Genomic DNA, 18,375 nt, shown 5'->3' with positions numbered 1-18,375 from the left:
GTCATCTCCGCAGTTCCGGAAGGTCCGGTATGGTTTCGCTGGAAAATCTCTTGCTCTACATTCCCATGTCGGCCATGTTCGTCATGCTGCCCGGCCCGGATTTTGCCCTCGTTGCCCGTGTGGCCCTGCTGAAGGGCCGGGCGCGGGGGCAGGCTGCGGCCTGCGGCATTGCCTTGGGCATCTGCCTGCATACAGCGGCGGCCATGCTGGGCATTTCTGCCATTGTCGCTCATTCCGCCTTCTGGTTTTCTGTTTTGCAGTACCTGGGGGCGGCCTGGCTTGTCTGGCTGGGGATTCAGGCTCTGCGCGCCGGGCGCGTTCGCGCCGCTGTGGTCAAAACAGCTCCGGATGCGGACCGGGAAGAGGCAGGGGGCGGCGCGGGAGAGCCCCTGACATTGCGCCAATGGCTGGATTTTTTCGGCCAGGGTCTTCTGACCAATGCGCTCAACCCCAAGGCTGTTCTGGTGTTTCTGACATTCCTGCCGCAGTTCACGGACCCGCGCGCGCCGCTGGGGCCGCAGTTTCTGGTTTTGGGCGGCATTCTGGTCGGCCTGTGCCTTGCGTGGTTTGTGCCGCTGGCCTATATGCTCGGCCGTGTGCGCCGTGTTTTTGAGAACAGCCGCTTCCAGCAATGGCTGCAACGCTGTACCGGCATCATTTTCATCGCCTTTGGCCTCAAGCTGGCCACGGCGTCCCGCTAACCCGCCTCGCTCTGGCGAGCGGCAAATCCGGATATTGCCATGATCGAACTCATCCACGATGCCGTAGTCATTGACGGCGACAGCATCCGCAGTGCGGAGCAGGCCCGCGCGGGCGGTGTGGATATTGACGGCGCGCGCAGGAACACCCTGTCCGCGCGCATTCTGGCCGCGCACAATACCGCTGCCGACGACAATGTGCTGCGCCTGCGTTTTGACGCTCTGGCTTCGCACGACATTACCTATGTGGGCATCATCCAGACCGCGCGCGCCAGCGGGCTTGACAAATTTCCCGTGCCCTATGTTCTGACCAACTGCCACAACAGCCTGTGCGCCGTGGGCGGCACCATCAACGAGGACGACCACATGTTCGGGCTGTCTGCGGCCCGCAGGTACGGGGGCATCTATGTGCCGCCCCATCTGGCGGTCATCCACCAGTATGTGCGGGAAATGATGGCAAAGTGCGGCGGAATGATCCTTGGCTCCGACAGCCATACCCGGTACGGAGCCCTGGGCGTCATGGCTGTTGGCGAAGGCGGCCCGGAACTGGTCAAGCAGCTTTTGGGCAAGACCTACGATGTGCCCCGGCCGCAGACCGTGGCCGTCTGGCTGGAGGGCGCGCCGCGTCCCGGCGTTGGCCCGCAGGACGTGGCCCTTGCCATTATCGGCGCGGTGTTCGGGAACGGCTTTGTCAAGAACAGGGTCATGGAGTTCGTGGGGCCGGGCGTGACGGGGCTTTCTGTGGAATACCGCTGCGGCATCGACGTGATGACCACGGAAACCACCTGTCTTTCCTCCATCTGGCGCACGGACGAAAAGGTTCGGCAGTATTTCGCCCGGCACGGCCGGGAAGAGGACTACGCCCTGCTGCAACCCGAAGGCCCGGCCTGTTATGACGGCTTGATCCGCGTTGATCTGGGCAAGATCGTGCCCATGATCGCCCTGCCCTTTCATCCCAGCAATGTTTACCCTGTGGCGGAAGTGGCCAGGCACGGGCGGGAACTGCTGGGCGAGGTGGAGGAGGAGGCCAGACGCCAGTTCGGCCTTGCCGCCGCGGGCCTGGATCTGCGCGGGAAAATCCGCGATGGCGGGCTGTGGGTTGACCAGGGCATCATTGCGGGCTGCGCGGGCGGCAGTTTTGAAAACATCGCTCTGGCGGCGGCTATTCTGGACGGCAAGAGCACGGGCAATCAGGTATTCAGCCTGTCGGTCTATCCTGCCAGCGAACCGCAGGGGCTGGCCCTCATCAGGAACGGCGCCACAGCCAAACTCATGGCTGCGGGCGCTGTGCTCAAAAACGCGTTTTGCGGGCCGTGCTTCGGCGCGGGCGATACCCCGGCGCACGGCGCTCTGTCCGTACGTCACGCCACGCGCAATTTCCCCAACCGTGAAGGCTCCAAGCCGTCCGGCGGGCAGTTGGCGGCCGTGGCCCTCATGGACGCGCGCTCCGTTGCCGCCACAGCGGCCAACGGCGGTCGTCTGACGCCGGCCACGGATCTGGACTGGACATCGCCGGAGCTTGCCGGGGTTGACCTGGAATACCGCTTCGAGCCTCTGATCTACCAGCGCCGCGTATACAACGGCTTCGGGCGGCCCGAACCCGAAGCAAAGCTTGTGTTTGGCCCCAACATTGCGGACTGGCCCGCCATGAGCCCCCTGCCGGAACACCTGCTCCTGCGGGTGGCCAGCGTGATCACCGATGCCGTGACCACCACCGACGAACTGATCCCTTCGGGCGAAACGTCTTCCTTACGCTCCAACCCCCTCAAGCTCGCGGAGTTCACGCTGTCCCGCAAGGATCCGGACTATGTGGGCCGCGCCAGGGAAACACAGGAACTGGAAAAGGCGCGGTTGGCCGATCCCGCAGCGCCGGATCTGCTGGCGCGTGTGCGCGCGCTGTTTGCGCTGTGTGACGCCGCGATTCTGCGGGATGCGCCTGATCTGGGCAATGTGGGCATCGGGTCGACCATTTTTGCCATGAAGCCCGGCGACGGCTCGGCGCGCGAACAGGCCGCCTCCTGCCAGAAAGTTCTGGGCGGATGGGCCAATCTGGCTGTGGAATATGCCACCAAGAGATACCGCTCCAATCTGATCAACTGGGGCATGCTGCCTTTTCTTGTGGACGGGGATCTGGCCGCAAGTCTGCATGTGGGCGACTGGCTTGTGGTTCCGCATGTGCGGCAGCTTGTGGCAACGGCCGCGCCTGTCATGGCGGGATATGTGACCTCCGAAAGCGGGCCTGCCCGCCGGATCGAACTGCGCTTGCGGGATCTCACCGATGACGAACGCCGCATTATTCTGGACGGCTGTCTGATCAATTTCTACAACAGCAAACGCTGAGCCAAAGGAAGGGGTTGCGGCCTGGCCGCATCGCGAAACAGGCGACTTTCGTTCATCCGTTTGAGGAATCCGCGTCCGGGCCGGGCGCGGATTCCTGCTTCCGGCGCACAAAGAGGGCCATGTATTCCTGATTGCCCTTGGGCCCCCTGAGTGCCGCAGGCAGGACTCCCTTGCAGTCCAGCCCGAGGTTTTCCGCGCAGAAGCGCAGGATAGTGTCCACAGCACGCTGACGGGCCGCGCTGTCGCGCACAACGCCCTTGACGGCTTCCGAGGGGCCGAGTTCGAACTGGGGTTTGATGAGCACGGCAGCCATGCCGTCTGCCTTGAGCCAGCGCATGCAGGGCGGCAGAACCAGCGTCAGCGAGATGAAGGACACATCAGCCGTGATCAGATCCACCTGCCGGGGGATGAGATCCGGCGGGGCATGGCGCAGATTGACGCCTTCGAGGCTGACCACACGGGGATCGGCCAAAAGGCGCTCGTGGAGTTGGTTTTTGCCCACATCCACAGCGTAGACGAGGCGTGCGCCGTGCTGGAGCAGGCAGTCGGTAAAGCCTCCGGTGGAGGCTCCGGCGTCCAGGCAGACAAGATCCCGCACGTCCAGCGAAAAATGCTCCATGATGGTCAGCAGCTTGTACGCGCCCCTGCTGACATAGGGTTCCGGCGCGGCCAGGGCAAAAACCGTATCGCTGGGGTAGGGGTGGCCGGGTTTGGGCACCCGGATTTGCGGTGCGCCGGGCAGGGCCGGAGGCAGAAAAACCTTGCCTGCCATGATCAGGCGGCGGGCCTGCTCGCGGCTTGGAGCAAGCCCCTGCTCAAAAACAAGCTGGTCGGCGCGTTGGCGGGGAGCTTTGGGCATGGAGGCAAAGATACTCCCAAGGGGAGCGCATGGCAATGCCCCTTGCCAAAGTCGCGAAAAGGGAGTATTTGCCTTTCTCTTGTGCGGCAGAGTTCCGCATGGTCAATACGCGCGCGATTGCAGCGCCATCCGAGGTATGCGTCATGAAAAAAGAAATTCACCCCAAAGTGTTCAACGCCACGGTCACCTGCGCCTGCGGCAACGAGGCGAGTGTTCTTTCCACCAAGGGCGAGAAGGTGCACGTGGAAGTCTGCTCCGCCTGCCACCCCTTCTTTACCGGCAAGCAGCGCTTTCTGGACACCGCCGGCCGCATTGACCGCTTTCGCAAGAAGTACTCCAAGTTTGAGCAGAAATAGCCGCGTGATTCCCACGGCAGCGCACCCCCTGCCCGGAGGCGGGGGCGGACGCGGCGGCAGGCCCCCCCGCAGGGGTCTGTTGTTGCGTCTTGCGTGCGCGTTTCTTGCGGGGCAGTGCCCTCCGGTGGGCGGTCAGGCCGTCATGGAAGGTGTCATGATGCGCAACGGCGATGTGTACGGCCTTGCCGTGCGCCAGGCCGACGGCAGCATTCTTGCCCGGCGGCATGCCTGGTTTTCCCTGACGCGCGCGGCCTGGCTCAAAAAGCCCTTTCTGCGCGGCTTTCCCGTGCTGCTGGAAACCCTGGTCAACGGGGTCAAGGCCCTGAACCGTTCGGTGGAGGTTGCGGCCCGGAGCGAGCAGGAGGAGATCAGCGGCTGGCAGCTTGCGCTCACCATGCTGCTGGCGCTGCTCATGGCCATCGGTTTGTTTGTGGTTGCGCCGCACCTGCTTTCGGTCTTCATGCTCTGGCTGGATTTGGGGGGGGATGTGGAGGGCCTGTCCTTCCACATCTGGGACGGTTTTTTCAAGTGCTGCATTTTTGTGAGCTATATCAAGGCCATTTCCCTGTTCCCCGATATACGCCGGGTTTTTCAGTACCACGGCGCCGAGCACAAAACCATCCACGCCTGGGAGAGCGGAGGCGCTGTGGACGCGGCGGCCGCAGCGGCCAAAAGCCGACTGCACCCGCGCTGTGGAACGACGTTTCTGCTTTTTGTGATCTGCATTTCCATCATTCTGCACGCTGTGCTGGTGCCCCTTCTGCTGGTTTTGTATTCGCCGCAGGGGGCGGTGGCCAAGCACAGCCTGACGGTTGTTTTCAAGCTGGCGCTCATGGTGCCCATCAGCGCGCTGGCCTATGAGCTTATCCGCTATGCCGCGCGCCTGCCCGAGGGCTTGTGGTGGGCCTCTGTCCTGCGCGCGCCCGGCCTGGCCCTGCAACGTCTGACCACATACGAGCCGGACGAGCAGCAGTTGGAAGTGGCTGTGGTGGCCCTGCGCGAAGCCCTGGGGCCGGATCCCGGCAAAAACGTGCATGCCGTGCCCTATACCTCGGAAACCAGCGCGCAATAAGCAAGTGGAGCCGCCGTGTTCGCCAAACTGGAAGGTCTGGAAAAAAAATATCTGGAACTGGAGCATGCTCTGGCCCAGCCCGATGTTTTTGACGATCAGGAACACTACCGCAAGCTGACCAAGGCCCATGCCGACCTGCGTCAGGTTGTGGAACTGTACCGCCGTCACCGCGCGCTGACACAGGAACTGGCCGAAAACCGCCAGCTTTTGAGCGATGCCGATCCGGATATCCGCGAAATGGCGCGGGAGGAAGTGGAGCGGGCCGAAAGCGCGCTGCCCCGTATGGAGCACGAGCTCAAGGTCATGCTGCTGCCCAGCGACCCCCTGGACGAAAAGAACACCATTCTGGAAATCCGCGCAGGCACGGGCGGGGAGGAAGCCGCCCTGTTTGCCGCGGATCTTCTGCGCATGTATCTGCGCTATGCGGAGCTCAAGGGCTGGAAAACAGAGCTCATGAGCGAATCCCCCTCCGAGTCGGGCGGCTTCAAGGAAGTCATCTGCCTGGTCAGCGGAGAAAAGGTTTACAGCCACCTCAAGTTTGAAGCGGGCACGCACCGTGTGCAGCGTGTTCCGGCCACGGAAGCCCAGGGGCGCATCCACACTTCGGCGGCTACGGTGGCCGTGATGCCCGAAGCCGAGGAAGTGGATGTGGAAATCCGCCCCGAAGATCTGCGCATCGACATTTTTCGCGCGTCAGGCGCGGGCGGCCAGCATGTCAACAAGACGGAATCGGCCGTGCGCATCACCCATCTGCCCACCAATACCGTGGTCACCTGTCAGGACGAGCGTTCTCAGCACAAGAACAAGGCCCGCGCCATGAAGGTGCTGGCGTCGCGCATTCTGGCCGTGGAACGGGAGCGGCAAAATTCCGAGCTTTCCGCCGACCGCAAGGCCCAGGTGGGCTCCGGAGACCGCTCCGAGCGCATACGCACCTACAATTTTCCGCAGGGGCGCTGCACCGACCACCGCATCAACCTGACGCTCTACTCTCTGGAGCGGATCATGGAAGGCGAACTGGAGCCGCTGGTGGAAGCTCTGGGCACAGCCGCCCAGGCCGAGGCGCTCAAGGCCCAGTCCGCATAGACTGCCGCCCTTTGGGGCATGGTTGCCTCATGCTCCGGCCGTGACAAAACCGTCTGTTTATCTTCCCGTAACGCCGTCTCCATTGCGGGCCATTACCGTTGGGAATGCCCCTGCCGTGCGTTCTTGCACCCGGAGTGGGGCCTTTTGCCTTTTTGGGCAGGGGAGGGTTGCGGTCTGTCGGAAAGGATTTTTCTCTTCCGGCTTTTTTTGTGCGTTTTGCGGAACAGCGGCGCGGGCATGAAGCGGTTGGTGCACCAGGTCAGGGCCAGCATGAAGAGTGCGGCAAACAGGCCGATGGCCGGACTCCACAGGGGCGAGGCCGAAAGCGCGAGGCGCATGAGCAGCGTGGCGATGACAAAGCCTGAGTTGCGAAAGACCGCATGAAAGGCGGGCATGTACAACTGGGCGATGAGCACCATGGCGATGTCTGCGAAGATCAGCACGGTATAGAGGGTTTCAAAAAAGTGCTGGTCAGCGCCGGTGCGCACAAAGAGCGTCAGATCCCGTATGGCCGTGACGGCAAAAATGCCGAAAAGCGCCAGCGCCAGGAGCTTCTTGCTCAAAACATAGCGCATGCGCAGTTCCGGGGTGTGGATGAAGTGGATGTTTCTGCGCGCCATGCGCCGGTACAGCCCCAGGCAAAGATACACGCTGAGCGCCCCGAGACCGGACACGCCGATGTGCAGCACAGACTGCATGCTTTCCATGACGCTGACGGGTTCCGGCAGGTTGGACAGTTCCTTGAAGGCGTTGCGCAGCAGGATGAGGGTCAGGAGCTCGAACTGTTTGCCTATGGACTGGGACAGGGAGCGGGGAATGATAAAAATGAGGCTCATGACCTCCAGCCCCAGAATGAGCGTGAAGGCCAGATGGATGGCATAAAAATGGCTGTCGGGCACGAGCATGGCCAGCCGGGGCGGCAGGAGGCCCTGCCGGTTCAACTCGATGCCCAGCATGGCGCAGAGGTAGACCCAGAGAATGGCGAGGGCCACGCGCCTTTGGGTGGCGGAGTTTTCCCAGGCAACATGCAGCCAGTCAAAGATGTCAGTGACGGGTTGCAGCTTGTGGACAATCATTGCGGCAACGCTCCGTGCTCTGTGGAGGGACGGGGGAAAGAATAGCGCGCTGGCGAAAAATGTCAAAAGGCGCCCGCCCTGTGGGGTCGGGGGCTGCTTGCCTTCCATTTTTATTGAACGTACAAGGAGAACTTGTCCCCAAATCATGGATTGCATGAGGTAAAAAGCCATGCCCCACAAGGGTCCGCATATTTCCATATCGTCCGACTCGGTGGTGAACCGTATCCTGCGCATCAATATGGATGACTTCGCCGAATGGCCGGAATCTGTCCGCAATCTGGCCATCGCCATTGCGGAAGAATTGTTTCTGGTGGCCTACAACCCCTTTATTGACGCGGAAACCGTGCGCAACAGCGTGGCCGCGCGTTTTGAAAAGGAGTCCGTGGCCCTGGCCCACTACTATGCCACGGCCATCGGCGAGGGCATGATCATGTTCTGGTCGGCCCACGAGGCCGAAACAGTCTTTCGCACCCGACTGGTGGATGCCCTGCACGACATCCTGCCCGACGAGTGCATCCTGACCGATCCCGCGGCGCTGGTGGAAACCGCCACGGACGCCACTGACCTGCGCATGGAACTGCCCCTTCTGGTGGTGGAGCCGGACACCACGGAGCAGGTGGCGGATCTGGTGCGTCTGGCCAATGACATGAAGTTTGCGCTTATCCCGCGCGGCGGCGGTTCCGGCATGACCGGCGGGGCCGTGCCCGCCCGCAAGCGCACGGTCATCGTCAGTCTGACGCGCCTGACGCGCATCGGCCCTGTGGACCTTGAGAACATGACCGTCACCTGCCAGGCCGGGGCCATCACCCAGGCCGTGATCAATGCCGTGGCCGAGGCGGGCGCGCTGTTTTCCGTGGATCCGGCCTCCAAGCAGGCGTCGTCCATTGGCGGCAATGTTTCGGAAAACGCGGGCGGCCCCAGCGCCTTCGAGTACGGCACCACGCTGGACAATCTGCTCTGGTGGCGCATGGTCACGCCCACCGGCGAAATCATCACCGTGGAGCGCGAGGACCATCCGCGCCACAAGATTTTGCCCGAAGAAACCGCGGTCTTTGCTGTCAAGGACGTGAGCGGAGGCGTGCGGAACGTGGTGCATTTGCGCGGCGACGAAATCCGCCTGCCCGGTCTGGGCAAGGACGTGACCAACAAGGCCCTGGGCGGTCTGCCGGGCATGCAGAAGGAAGGTGTGGACGGCATCATTACCGAAGCCTGCTTCATCATCCATCCCCGGCCCGCACACCAGCGGGTCATGGTGCTGGAATTTTTTGGCCGCTCCATGCACACGGCGGCCGTGGTGGTGCGCGAACTGGTGGCCCTGCGCAACCGCATCCGTGAGGAGGGCGACTATGCCCACGTGTCTGCCATGGAGGAGTTCAACGCCAAATATGTGCAGGCCATCGAGTACAAGCGCAAGTCTTCCCGTTATGAAGGTTCGCCCATTTCCGTGATCATTCTTCAGGTGGACGGTGACGACCCCTATCTGCTGGACACATGCGTGGGCCAGATTGTTGCCATTGTGGAACAGCAGGAAAACGTCGACATCATTGTGGCTGCTGACGACAGGGAAGCCGAGCATTTCTGGGAAGACCGCCACCGCCTTTCGGCCATCGCCAAGCGTACTTCGGGCTTCAAGCTCAACGAGGATGTGGTCATTCCCATGGAGCGCATCCCGGACTTTGCGCTTTTTCTGGAGCAGATCAATCTGGAATGCGCGGCCGCCGCATACCGCCATGCCCTGCAGGAAGTGGGGCGCTTGTCCGGATTTCCTCTGGAAGACAAGGAGTTCAACCGCGAGTTTTCCCAGGCGTCCAAAGTCGCCTCGGGCGATGTGACAGCGGGCGAGATTTCCGACACGGAAATGTACGAGCGGGCAGAGGCCTTTCTTGCCGGACTGCAGGAAAAGTATCCCCATCTGGCAAAAAAGATCGGAAAAATCAGGGACTACATGGAGGCCAGCCGTATTGTGGTGGCCAGCCACATGCATGCCGGAGACGGCAACTGCCATGTGAACATCCCCGTCAATTCCAACGACGCGCGCATGCTGGAAGAGGCGGAGGAGGTCGCCGCCAGGGTCATGGCCGAATGTCAGGAAATGGGCGGCGAGGTTTCGGGCGAGCACGGCATCGGCATCACCAAGATCGGTTTTTTCGGCAAGGACAAGATGGATGCCCTGCGGGCCTTCAAGGAGCGTGTGGACCCGCGCGACGTGATGAACCCCGCCAAGCTGGTGCAGCGTGATCTGCCTGTGCGGCCTTTCACCTTTTCTTTCAACCACCTGATCCGGGATATTCGGGAAAGCGGCCTGCCCGACAAGGAAAAACTCATCAGTCTGCTGACGGCCATTCAGGTCTGCACGCGTTGCGGCAAGTGCAAGCAGGTCTGCTCCATGTGCTATCCCGAACGCTCCATGCAGTACCACCCGCGCAACAAGAACATGGTTCTGGGCATGCTGCTGGAAGCCGTGTACTACAGCCAGGTCAACAAGGGGCGCATTGACGAGCGCCTGCTCGGGGCACTGCGCAACCTTGTGGAGCACTGCACGGCCTGTGGGCGCTGCATGGCAAACTGCCCGGTAAAGATTCCCTCGGGCGAGGTGGCCCTTTCGCTGCGTGCCCTGCTGGAGCATGAGGGCGCAGGCGGGCATCCCCTCAAGGGGCGCGCGCTGGAATGGCTGTCGCGGGATATTGCCCACCGCGCGCCCAGGGCGGCCAAACTGGCCTCTCTGGGGCAGAAAGTGCAGAACAGGTTCCTGGGCTTTGTGCCCGAAGTCTGGAAAAAGCGCATGAAAAGCCCGCTTTTTTCCGGGCGCGGCCCCAAGATGGGCTATACCAACCTGTACGAATCGCTCAAACTGCACCGCGGCTCTGTTTTTGCCCCGTCGGAGCCTGTGCCCGGCATGCCCTGCGTGCTCTATTTTCCCGGATGCGGCGGGGCTCTTTTTTACGACCGCATAGGCATGTCTTCTCTCATGCTGTTGCTCAAGGCGGGTTTTGCCGTGGCTGTGCCGCCCCGGCACATGTGCTGCGGCTTTCCCCTGCTGGCCGCAGGCATGGACACGGCCTTTGAAGACAATATGGCCCAGAACAGGCAATACCTGACCGCCATGCTGCGCAATCTGTCCCGGCAGGGCTTTGACTGCCGTCATCTGGTCACAGCCTGCGGCTCGTGCCGTGACGGGCTGGAACGCATGCATCTGGAGGAGCAATTCCCTGATCTGGTGCAGCGTGACGTGGCGCAGCTGGTTTTGCCCCTGCTCAAGAAAGAACAGATGCGCGCGCCGCTGGAACAGGGTTCCTCCGTGCTCTATCACGGGGCTTGCCACTGCGAATGGGCGGATGTGCACAGAATCAAGGGACAGAAAATGATTGCAGGGGCTCTGGCGGACTTCAGCGGAGCCGCGGTGTCCGTCAGCCCCGGCTGTTGCGGGGAGTCGGGCATGGGAGCCATGACATCGCCCGAAATCTACAATCCCTTGCGGGCGCGCAAACAGGAGCGGATAGGCCGGGCTTTTGCCGACGGCATCGACGGGCCTGTGGTGGTGGGCTGCCCCTCGTGCAAGATCGGTATTGGCCGCTGCCTCATCAATATGGAGGACAAGCGTCCTGTGCAGCATGTGGTGGAATGGCTGGCCGGGCAGATGGACGGCGAGGACAGGCGCCAGAGTTTCCGCAAAAAGGTCAACGAAACGCGGGGCGAGGTGCGTGTGGTGGCGCTGGAGAGCGCAGAGCCGCAAGACGGATAGGTTTTTCCGGTTTGGCTGTTGGCAGCGCCCGCGGGCCGTCAGGCGTGCGGGCGCTGCCGGTTTTTTCAGGCTGCGGGGGCGCGCAACCGGCGCGTCCAGAGAGCCAGTTCCTGCATGAGTTCTGCGGTCTGCCCGGCCAGCGCCGCGTCCACCACCGTGCCCGCATCGTCAAAGGCCGGGGTAAAGGCGTTGGAAAAGACTTCGGGCTTGTTGAGCAGGCGCAGGTTCAGGTACACGCAGACCTGGCGCAGATGCAACTGGGAGCGTGAGGTGCCCATGCCGCCGCCAGCGCCCAGAATGCAGGCCGCCTTGCCGTTGAGCGGGGCCAGATTTGGCTCGCGGGAGAGCCAGTCCAGCGCGTTTTTGAGCGCGGGAGCCAGAGAATAGTTGTATTCCGGGCAGGCCAGCACAAGGGCGTCCGCAGCACTGACCTGCCGGATGAGCGCCTGGGCTGCCTCGGGTTTGCCCATGTCTTCATTGTACAGGGGCAGTGCGGAAATATCCGCAATTTCCATGCGGACGCCCTGGGGCAGGTTGGCCGCGCAGCAGCGCAGCAGGCCCGTATTGCGCGATGCCCGGCGAAGACTGCCGGAAATGCCCACAAATGTCAGGTTATCCATAGGTTCCTCCGTGCGCAAAAGCCGCTGTAGCGCGGTCATGCGCCCTGTTGCCCCTTGGCAAGGGCTCTGGTTTCAAATTTTTCCCTGTTGACGACCACACGTTCGTGGGTTCCTTCTCCGATGGGTCCGGCTTCGTCCTCGGCCCGGACCCTGAAGGTCAGGCCTTTGCCGTTGGGAGATATGGCCGTGAGTTCGGCAAAAAAGCGCACCTTCATGCCCAGAGGCGTGGCGGCGGTGTGGCTGACACTGATGGCCGTGCCCACGGTGGTCTGCCCTTCTTCCAGAGCGTCCTGCACCAGAGCCACCGCCGTGCCCTCAAGCAGGGCCACCAGCATGGCCGTGGAAAAAACAGACACTGTGCCGCTGCCCACGTTGCTGGCCAGCATGGCTTCGGTGACAATGGCCTCATGACTGCCCGCAAGGCCAGGCTCCAGTTTTTTGGCCATGTTTCCCCCTTTTCGCGCCCTGGGCGCGGCAATGGATTTCAGCGCCGGAACATGCCCGCAAGGAAGCGGCGCACAATGGGCACAAGAACGGATTTGGCCACGCCGCTCCAAAAGCGTATCTGCTGCGCTTTTTCCTTTTCTTTCCGCTTTTCTTCGTCCTGTGCGGCCTTTTGAGCCTGGGCAAGCTGTTGCGCTTCCTCTTTTTGGCGTTGGTCCTCGGCCTGCTGTGCATTCAGGGCTTCAAAGGCGGAGAATCTGTCTTTTTTTTCGGCATAGACGCGATAGAGCAGGGAGGTTTGGAGCATGGACTCGCGCTGCGCGGCGTCCAGAGGGCCGATCTGCCCCTGGGGCGGCAGTATCCAGGCCCGTTCCACAGGCGCAGGAACACCCTTTGCGTCCAGAAAGGAGATCAGGGCCTCGCCGATGCCCAGTTCCGCAATGGCGGATTCCGCATCAAAAGCGGGATTGGCGCGAAAAGACCTGGCTGCGGCCTTCAGCCCCTTGATGTCGTTGGGCGTGTAGGCCCGCAGGGCGTGCTGCACACGGTTGCCCAACTGCCCCAGCACAGAGTCGGGAATGTCTGTGGGGGATTGGGAAAGAAAGAAGATGCCCACGCCCTTGGAGCGGATCAGGCGCACCACCTGCTCGATGCGCTCCACAAGCACGCGGGGGGCATTGGCAAAAAGCAGGTGCGCCTCGTCAAAAAAGAAGACCAGCGCGGGTTTGTCCCTGTCGCCCGCTTCGGGCAGGGAGGTGAAAAGCTTTGTCAGAAGCCAGAGCAGAAACGTGGTGTAGGCCCTGGGCGACTGCATGAGCTGATCGGCGGCCAGGATATTGATGACCCCCCTGCCGTCCACGGTGTGCATGAGGTCTTCGATGTTCAGGGCCGGTTCGCCGAAAAAGTCGTCCGCGCCTTCCTGTTGCAGGGCCATCACGTTGCGCTGGATTGCCCCGATGCTGTTGGCGGGCAGGTTGCCGTATGCGGGGGAAAGCCGGGGCGCGTTGGCGCGGGTGTATTCCAGGGTTTTTTGCAGGTCTTTGAGGTCTGTCAGCTCCAGACTCATGTCCTTGGCAATTTTGAAGATCATGGCGAGCACGGCGCTTTGGGTGTCGTTGAGCTGGAGCAGGCGCGCCAGCAGCATGTCGCCCATGTCCGCCACGGTGGCCCGCACAGGAATGCCCTGAAGGCCAAAAACATCCCAGAACTGGACGGGGAAACCCCGAAAGGCAAAACCGTGGTCTTCCAGGCGGCAGTCCCGCACTCTCTGGTTCACGCTTTCCCTGTTGCCGCCCGCAACAGCCACTCCCGAAAGGTCGCCCTTGATGTCGGCGGCAAAAACAGGCACGCCCATCTGGCTGAAAGTTTCGGCCAATGTCTGGAGGGTAACGGTTTTTCCCGTGCCCGTGGCGCCGGAGATCAGCCCGTGCCTGTTGCCCATTGCGGGCGAAAGGCAGACAAAACTGCCGTTGGCAAAGGCCACTGCCGCCCTGTTTGTGGTATCGAGCATGCTTTCTCCTGTGTTTGCGGAGCAGGCATTTCAAAAAGCCGCATTTTCTGTTCAGGAACAGTAACGGGCGATGGCTTCCAGCACTTTTTCCTCTTCAATGGGCTTGGACAGGTGGCCGACCATGCCTGCGGCAAGGCATTTTTCCACATCCTCGGTAAAAGCGTTGGCGGTCATGGCAATGATCGGCGTTGTGCCGTAGATGTGCGGTTGGGCACGGATGGCCTGCGCTGCGGAAATTCCGTCCATCTCCGGCATCTGGATGTCCATGAATATGAGGTCGTATTTGCGGGGATGGGCGCGCAGCATGTCCAGAGCCGCACGTCCGTTGTCCGCCACGTCAATGTGGATGCCGGTTTCCGCCAGCAGGCCGAGAAAGATTTCCTGGTTGATGTCAATGTCTTCCACCAGCAGCACATGGATTTGGGAAAAATCCGGGCTTTGCCCGCGCTCGGATGCCTCCTCCCGCTGTGCGGCACATGTGCGCACAAGGTCGGCCACAGCCGTGGGCAAAAGCTGCCGGGCAAGAAAATGGCTGTTGGCCGGGGCAGAACTTTCCATGCTGTTCCAGTGCAAAAAGCCTGTCATGAATGCCGTATGGCGCGTATGTGCGCTCAGGGCCTCGGCCAGAGGCAGAGCCTGCCCGTCCAGCAGGTCAAGATCCAGCAGGCAGAGATCATGGCCCGAACCCTTTTGCGCCAGCGTCAGTGCGTCCTTTGGGGCGGACGCCATGTCCGCATGGAGGCGCAGCCTGCGGGCAATCCCCTGAAACTGGAGGGCCAGTTGGGCATCGTCGGAAACAAAAAGGCAGCGAAAATGCGGAGGCACGGGGGGCAGAGGGCTCTCAGGGGCATGGGGCAGAGTCAGGTGCAGGACAAATGTGGCCCCCTGCCCCGGTACGGAAGAAACCGTGATTTTGCCGCCCATCAGTCCGGCCAGTCTTTGCGAAATGGAGAGGCCCAGTCCTGTGCCGCCGTACGTGCGGGTAATGCTGCCGTCTCCCTGCTCAAAGGGAGCAAAAAGTTTGTCGATCTTGTCTTGCGGGATGCCGATGCCCGAATCACGCACCAGAAAGCGCAGTTCGCTGCTGTCGGCCGTACGCTGTGCTTCTTCCACACACAGCGAAACATGGCCGCCTTCGGGAGTGAATTTGACCGCATTGGCCAGCAGGTTGACGAGAATCTGTGAAATGTGCAGCACGTCTCCCGTATAGGAGAGGGGGATGCTTTCGGAAAAAGCGATGCCCAGGCGCAGCTTCTTTTTTTCAACGTCATCTTCCACCATGGTGCAGACCTGGGTGATCAGATGCTCCAGGCAAAAGGGAAGGGCCATGATTTCCGTTTTGTCGGCTTCGATCTTGGCCATGTCCAGAACGTCATTGACCAGACCCAGCAAATGCGAGGCAGAGGTGACGATGACCGACAGGGCATGGGAGATGTTTTGCGCGTCTCCGTTTTTCTGCGCAATGCGGGCCATGCCCAGAATGGCGTTGAGGGGAGTGCGCATTTCGTGGCTCATGCGGGCCAGAAAATCGCTCTTTGCCTGGCTGGCGACCTGGGCCACACGCAGTTCGCGCAGTTGTTCCTCGGCTTCCTTGAGGAGAGAAATGTCCGTAAAGCTTTCCAGCAGGGCAGGGCGTCCCTGATAGTTGATTTTGACCACGGATTTGATGATGGGCAGGGTCTGACCGTCGGCGCGGAGGAGCTTGCGCTCCGTGCGGTCCACGGTCTGCCCCTTGTCCATGATGGGGCAGGCGCCTGTTTCTGCCGGGCAGATGAACTGGTGGCAGATTTTTCCGACAAGGTGCGCGGGGTCAGCCCCGTGCATGCGGGCAGCCACGGGATTGACCGCCAGAATGGTGCGGGTTTCGGCGTCAATGATGGCGATGCCGCACGCCACGGAATCCCAGATGGCCTCAAAGCGCTGTTGGGCATCAGTGCCGGTAGGAGTCATGCATGTCCCTTTGCCCCCGGCGCACGGCTGCTGTGGCGACGGAGCGGAAAATGGAGCGCCCGGGAAATGCCGGACGCACGATGGATACAGAAGCATACGGCAAAGGCGCTGTCAGGGCAATGGCATCGCTCCCCGGCTGACCATCGACGGAAATATCTCCGCTACACCACCATACAATCGGCCTTCTGCGGCAGGCAAGGTGCCAATACTCTTCAGGTCTTGTGGCATGTATATATCGCTGGCCAAACCCGCCTATACGGCATACGCCCTTGTTTCCATCAACACGCACTGGAACAACTTTCTCTGGCCGCTCATTGTTATCAATTCCGTGAATTCGTGGCCGCTTTATCGTGGGGCTGCAAATTTTTTCCGCCACCGAGCAGGGGGTGGACTGGACAATCATCACTGCGGCCATGCTCATGACTTCAGGCCCGTTGCTGGTGGCTTTTCTGCTGTTCCAGCGTCAGTTTGTGCAGTCATTCATGCGCACGGGTATCCAGTAGGCCGGGGAATGGCCCATCAGTGTCGCAGGGAATGCTGCCTAACTGGCTGGCGGAAAAGACGCAGGATGATCGGCTTGGTCGGGAGGCTGTGCGGCCTGGGGCTGGGGGGCATTTTCCTGCGCCACGGCTTCACCACTCCACGGCCTGCTGCTGCGGGCCAGCGGCAGGGCGGCGGTGCCCGCCGGAAAGCTTTGGGTTGTGGCAACAGGCTGCTCCGGCGCGGCAGGGCGGCCACGGGAAAATGCCGCAGCTTCCGGCGCGGGAAGCGCGCGCCGCACCATGCGCATACCCGGTTCCGGATCCAGAAGTCCGTCCACATAATCGCTGAGAGTGACAAAACGCTGGCAGCCTCCGGCGCGCAGATCACGGACAATGCGCGGCAGATCGTCCACCGTGCGTTTGTGCGTGTCGTGGAAGAGAAAGACTCCGCGCAGGGTGCCGGGGGCGTAGGAAGATCCGCGCGTGCTGAGCAGTTGGGCATAGTTTGCCGGCAGACGCTGCCAGTCGCGGCTGTCCAGCGACCAGAGAGCAACAGCCAGGCCCAGCCCCTCTGCAATCTGTTCGGTGGATTCTTCAAAGGCGCCGTACGGCGGACGGAAAAACCGCGGCGCGGCTCCGAGCTTGCGCAGGATGTCGTCAGTGCGGCGCAGTTCCTCAAGGCGGCGCGCAGGGCTGATGCGGCGGAAATTGGGATGCGAATAGGAGTGGTTGCCCACCTCATGTCCTTCGGCCAGGGTGCGCCGCACAAGATCGGGGAAGCGTTCGGCCTGTCTGCCCAGAAGAAAAAACGTGGCGGGTATGCCATATTCCGCCAATGAGTCCAGCAACTGGGGCGTATTGGGCGAAGGGCCGTCGTCAAACGTGAGCACGCAAAGGTTTTCGCGCATGGGCTGGTCCATGATGGCATTGCCGTCCAGAATCCAGGCCTGAGCCTTGCCGCCGCACAGCAGCACGGCGCAGAACAGTGCCATCCACAGTTGTTTCCACCGACATCCCATTGCTCTTTTTCTCCCTTGTGCATCCGCAGCGCTGCCTGTTTTCGGGAACAGCGCGGCCATGACGGCGCTGCCCGCAGTCTGTTTTGCGCCGGGGCGGAACCGTATCGTCCACATGTATCACCCGGCCCGAGAGACGGCAAGCAATCCCTGTGGGCGGGAGCGTGCCTCTTTTTTCAGGTTTTTCACGCAGATACGTTTTGTGGCGGGTGCGCATGCCGGAACAAAAAATTTCTTGACGCTGTGACCCGTTTTCCTGTACAAGCAGATTTCCGGGAGGGCAGTTAGCTCAGCTGGTAGAGCACCGCCTTCACACGGCGGGGGCCACAGGTTCAAGTCCTGTACTGCCCACCAGCCCCATACGGAGCGGTAGTTAAGACGGTTATAACGCCGGCCTGTCACGCCGGAGGCCGAGGGTTCGAGTCCCTTCCGCTCCGCCAGCCATATCCTCCTCTTTCGCAGGAGTTTCCATACTCCCCATAGCTTGGAATGCAGCAGCATCCCAAGCTATGGGCGTTTTTTCTGCAATCTGCCCAATCCGCCACGCAAAAGTCCTGTCGGCCCTGATCCCGGACGCGGTTACTGTGGCCGCCTCCGCGGATGCCGTCAGGACGTTACTGGCCGCATATCTGGACGCCCACGAATAATCTGGATAGAGTTTTCGTAGGCCCAGGGAGGAAAACCATGCCAGAAGTTGAAGCCGTTCGACGCGAACCCTATCTGAAGTATTATTCAGAAGATGAAATCAATGAAATGTGTTTGCGTGTTGCAGATTTATTGACTGCTGGGAAAAAAGAGGAAGCAGGCAGGCTGCTTAATGAAATTCCACTATTGCCAAAATCTGCAGAAATCATGAAACGGCTTTATGGGCGCGAAAGGATGATTGCTTCGGGCATCAACCTCTACGAGGCGGTGCAGGAATATGGAAGAGAATGGCTCGATAGTTAACCAAAAAATTTTATTGAGTTCGCTTGCCTCAAGCGAACGCCTTCATGCTGCTGCTGAAAGAATAAGCCCTCAACGTAGGGCTTATTGTCCCACTTTGGGAGGGTTAAAACCCCCAGCTTTAGCTGGCAGCTTTAGCGTTTCTTGTTTAAAGTTTCCGCATGAGCGATTATCGTCATGGG

The 18,375-nt window shown here is 61.3% G+C and carries 15 protein-coding genes and 2 tRNA genes; 10 read left to right on the top strand and 7 right to left on the bottom strand.

The genetic code is table 11. From position 1 onward, the window contains the following. Positions 1-29 precede the first annotated feature (29 nt). Positions 30-701, top strand: coding sequence for a LysE family translocator (locus EII23_RS00825; protein WP_124791178.1), 672 nt, complete (start codon positions 30-32; stop codon positions 699-701). Positions 702-740: 39 nt separating this feature from the next. After that, positions 741-3,038 carry a hydratase gene (locus tag EII23_RS00820; RefSeq protein ID WP_124791177.1) on the top strand — a complete coding sequence of 766 codons (2,298 nt, stop codon included), beginning with the start codon at positions 741-743 and terminating at the stop codon, positions 3,036-3,038. Positions 3,039-3,090: 52 nt separating this feature from the next. Here the strand turns inward: EII23_RS00820 and EII23_RS00815 are convergent, their stop codons facing one another. Beyond that, on the bottom strand, positions 3,091-3,897 hold the full coding sequence (locus EII23_RS00815) for a TlyA family RNA methyltransferase (RefSeq protein ID WP_124791176.1): 807 nt from the start codon (positions 3,895-3,897) through the stop codon (positions 3,091-3,093). Between the two features lie 143 nt (positions 3,898-4,040). Here EII23_RS00815 and rpmE point away from each other — a divergent pair, with 143 nt between their 5' ends. The 3 genes from rpmE to prfA all read left to right on the top strand — a co-directional run bounded on the left by rpmE (position 4,041) and on the right by prfA (position 6,408). Next, positions 4,041-4,253: a 50S ribosomal protein L31 gene (rpmE, locus tag EII23_RS00810; protein ID WP_124791175.1), complete on the top strand. Its 213-nt coding sequence runs from the start codon at positions 4,041-4,043 to the stop codon at positions 4,251-4,253. A gap of 142 nt (positions 4,254-4,395) precedes the next feature. Beyond that, on the top strand, positions 4,396-5,325 hold the full coding sequence (locus tag EII23_RS00805) for a DUF1385 domain-containing protein (RefSeq protein ID WP_124791338.1): 930 nt from the start codon (positions 4,396-4,398) through the stop codon (positions 5,323-5,325). Positions 5,326-5,340: 15 nt separating this feature from the next. Continuing rightward, complete coding sequence (gene prfA, locus EII23_RS00800) at positions 5,341-6,408, top strand: peptide chain release factor 1 (protein WP_124791174.1); 1,068 nt, start codon at positions 5,341-5,343, stop codon at positions 6,406-6,408. Positions 6,409-6,500: 92 nt separating this feature from the next. Here the strand turns inward: prfA and EII23_RS00795 are convergent, their stop codons facing one another. Then, a complete protein-coding gene (locus tag EII23_RS00795) occupies positions 6,501-7,484 on the bottom strand; it encodes a hypothetical protein (protein ID WP_260424535.1) in 984 nt (327 codons plus the stop codon). Between the two features lie 169 nt (positions 7,485-7,653). Between EII23_RS00795 and EII23_RS00790 the strand changes: the two genes are divergently transcribed. Next, a complete protein-coding gene (locus EII23_RS00790; RefSeq protein ID WP_124791173.1) occupies positions 7,654-11,226 on the top strand; it encodes an FAD-binding and (Fe-S)-binding domain-containing protein in 3,573 nt (1,190 codons plus the stop codon). 65 nt (positions 11,227-11,291) lie between these two features. On the opposite strand, the gene EII23_RS00785 is transcribed toward EII23_RS00790, so the two are convergent. From EII23_RS00785 to EII23_RS00770, 4 genes are read right to left on the bottom strand one after another with little or no spacing between them, the layout of a single operon-like run. After that, the gene (locus EII23_RS00785; RefSeq protein WP_124791172.1) at positions 11,292-11,846 is read right to left on the bottom strand and encodes an NADPH-dependent FMN reductase; all 555 of its coding nucleotides are present in this window, start codon (positions 11,844-11,846) and stop codon (positions 11,292-11,294) included. A 35-nt stretch (positions 11,847-11,881) separates the two neighbouring features. Beyond that, a complete protein-coding gene (locus tag EII23_RS00780; protein WP_124791171.1) occupies positions 11,882-12,292 on the bottom strand; it encodes a thioesterase family protein in 411 nt (136 codons plus the stop codon). Between the two features lie 38 nt (positions 12,293-12,330). Continuing rightward, positions 12,331-13,800, bottom strand: coding sequence for a helicase HerA-like domain-containing protein (locus EII23_RS00775; protein WP_124791170.1), 1,470 nt, complete (start codon positions 13,798-13,800; stop codon positions 12,331-12,333). A 51-nt stretch (positions 13,801-13,851) separates the two neighbouring features. Further along, complete coding sequence (locus EII23_RS00770; RefSeq protein ID WP_185702257.1) at positions 13,852-15,750, bottom strand: ATP-binding protein; 1,899 nt, start codon at positions 15,748-15,750, stop codon at positions 13,852-13,854. 350 nt (positions 15,751-16,100) lie between these two features. On the opposite strand from EII23_RS00770, the gene EII23_RS13310 reads away from it, so the two are divergent. Then, positions 16,101-16,253: a hypothetical protein gene (locus EII23_RS13310; RefSeq protein WP_260424534.1), complete on the top strand. Its 153-nt coding sequence runs from the start codon at positions 16,101-16,103 to the stop codon at positions 16,251-16,253. 38 nt (positions 16,254-16,291) lie between these two features. Here the strand turns inward: EII23_RS13310 and EII23_RS00760 are convergent, their stop codons facing one another. Next, complete coding sequence (locus tag EII23_RS00760) at positions 16,292-17,224, bottom strand: polysaccharide deacetylase family protein (protein WP_260424533.1); 933 nt, start codon at positions 17,222-17,224, stop codon at positions 16,292-16,294. Positions 17,225-17,526: 302 nt separating this feature from the next. Here EII23_RS00760 and EII23_RS00755 point away from each other — a divergent pair. From EII23_RS00755 to EII23_RS00745, 3 genes are all read left to right on the top strand, one after another. After that, positions 17,527-17,602 (top strand) — tRNA-Val (locus tag EII23_RS00755). A 9-nt stretch (positions 17,603-17,611) separates the two neighbouring features. Then, positions 17,612-17,688 (top strand) — tRNA-Asp (locus EII23_RS00750). A 244-nt stretch (positions 17,689-17,932) separates the two neighbouring features. Further along, the gene (locus tag EII23_RS00745) at positions 17,933-18,196 is read left to right on the top strand and encodes a hypothetical protein (RefSeq protein WP_124791167.1); all 264 of its coding nucleotides are present in this window, start codon (positions 17,933-17,935) and stop codon (positions 18,194-18,196) included. The last annotated feature ends 179 nt before the right edge of the window (positions 18,197-18,375 follow it).

This window comes from Desulfovibrio sp. OH1186_COT-070, assembly GCF_003860215.1.
Classification (GTDB): Bacteria; Desulfobacterota; Desulfovibrionia; order Desulfovibrionales; family Desulfovibrionaceae; genus Desulfovibrio.
This window is presented reverse-complemented; position numbering and strand designations above follow the sequence as displayed.

Bases quoted from the DNA above. Each gene is read 5' to 3' on its own strand.
- EII23_RS00825 (WP_124791178.1), top strand. From the start codon at position 30: ATGGTTTCGCTGGAAAATCTCTTGCTCTACATTCCCATGTCGGCCATG.
- EII23_RS00820 (WP_124791177.1), top strand. From the start codon at position 741: ATGATCGAACTCATCCACGATGCCGTAGTCATTGACGGCGACAGCATC.
- EII23_RS00815 (WP_124791176.1), bottom strand. From the start codon at position 3,897: ATGCCCAAAGCTCCCCGCCAACGCGCCGACCAGCTTGTTTTTGAGCAG.
- rpmE (WP_124791175.1), top strand. From the start codon at position 4,041: ATGAAAAAAGAAATTCACCCCAAAGTGTTCAACGCCACGGTCACCTGC.
- EII23_RS00805 (WP_124791338.1), top strand. From the start codon at position 4,396: ATGGAAGGTGTCATGATGCGCAACGGCGATGTGTACGGCCTTGCCGTG.
- EII23_RS00795 (WP_260424535.1), bottom strand. From the start codon at position 7,484: ATGATTGTCCACAAGCTGCAACCCGTCACTGACATCTTTGACTGGCTG.
- EII23_RS00790 (WP_124791173.1), top strand. From the start codon at position 7,654: ATGCCCCACAAGGGTCCGCATATTTCCATATCGTCCGACTCGGTGGTG.
- EII23_RS00785 (WP_124791172.1), bottom strand. From the start codon at position 11,846: ATGGATAACCTGACATTTGTGGGCATTTCCGGCAGTCTTCGCCGGGCA.
- EII23_RS00780 (WP_124791171.1), bottom strand. From the start codon at position 12,292: ATGGCCAAAAAACTGGAGCCTGGCCTTGCGGGCAGTCATGAGGCCATT.
- EII23_RS00775 (WP_124791170.1), bottom strand. From the start codon at position 13,800: ATGCTCGATACCACAAACAGGGCGGCAGTGGCCTTTGCCAACGGCAGT.
- EII23_RS00770 (WP_185702257.1), bottom strand. From the start codon at position 15,750: ATGACTCCTACCGGCACTGATGCCCAACAGCGCTTTGAGGCCATCTGG.
- EII23_RS00760 (WP_260424533.1), bottom strand. From the start codon at position 17,224: ATGGCACTGTTCTGCGCCGTGCTGCTGTGCGGCGGCAAGGCTCAGGCC.
- EII23_RS00745 (WP_124791167.1), top strand. From the start codon at position 17,933: ATGCCAGAAGTTGAAGCCGTTCGACGCGAACCCTATCTGAAGTATTAT.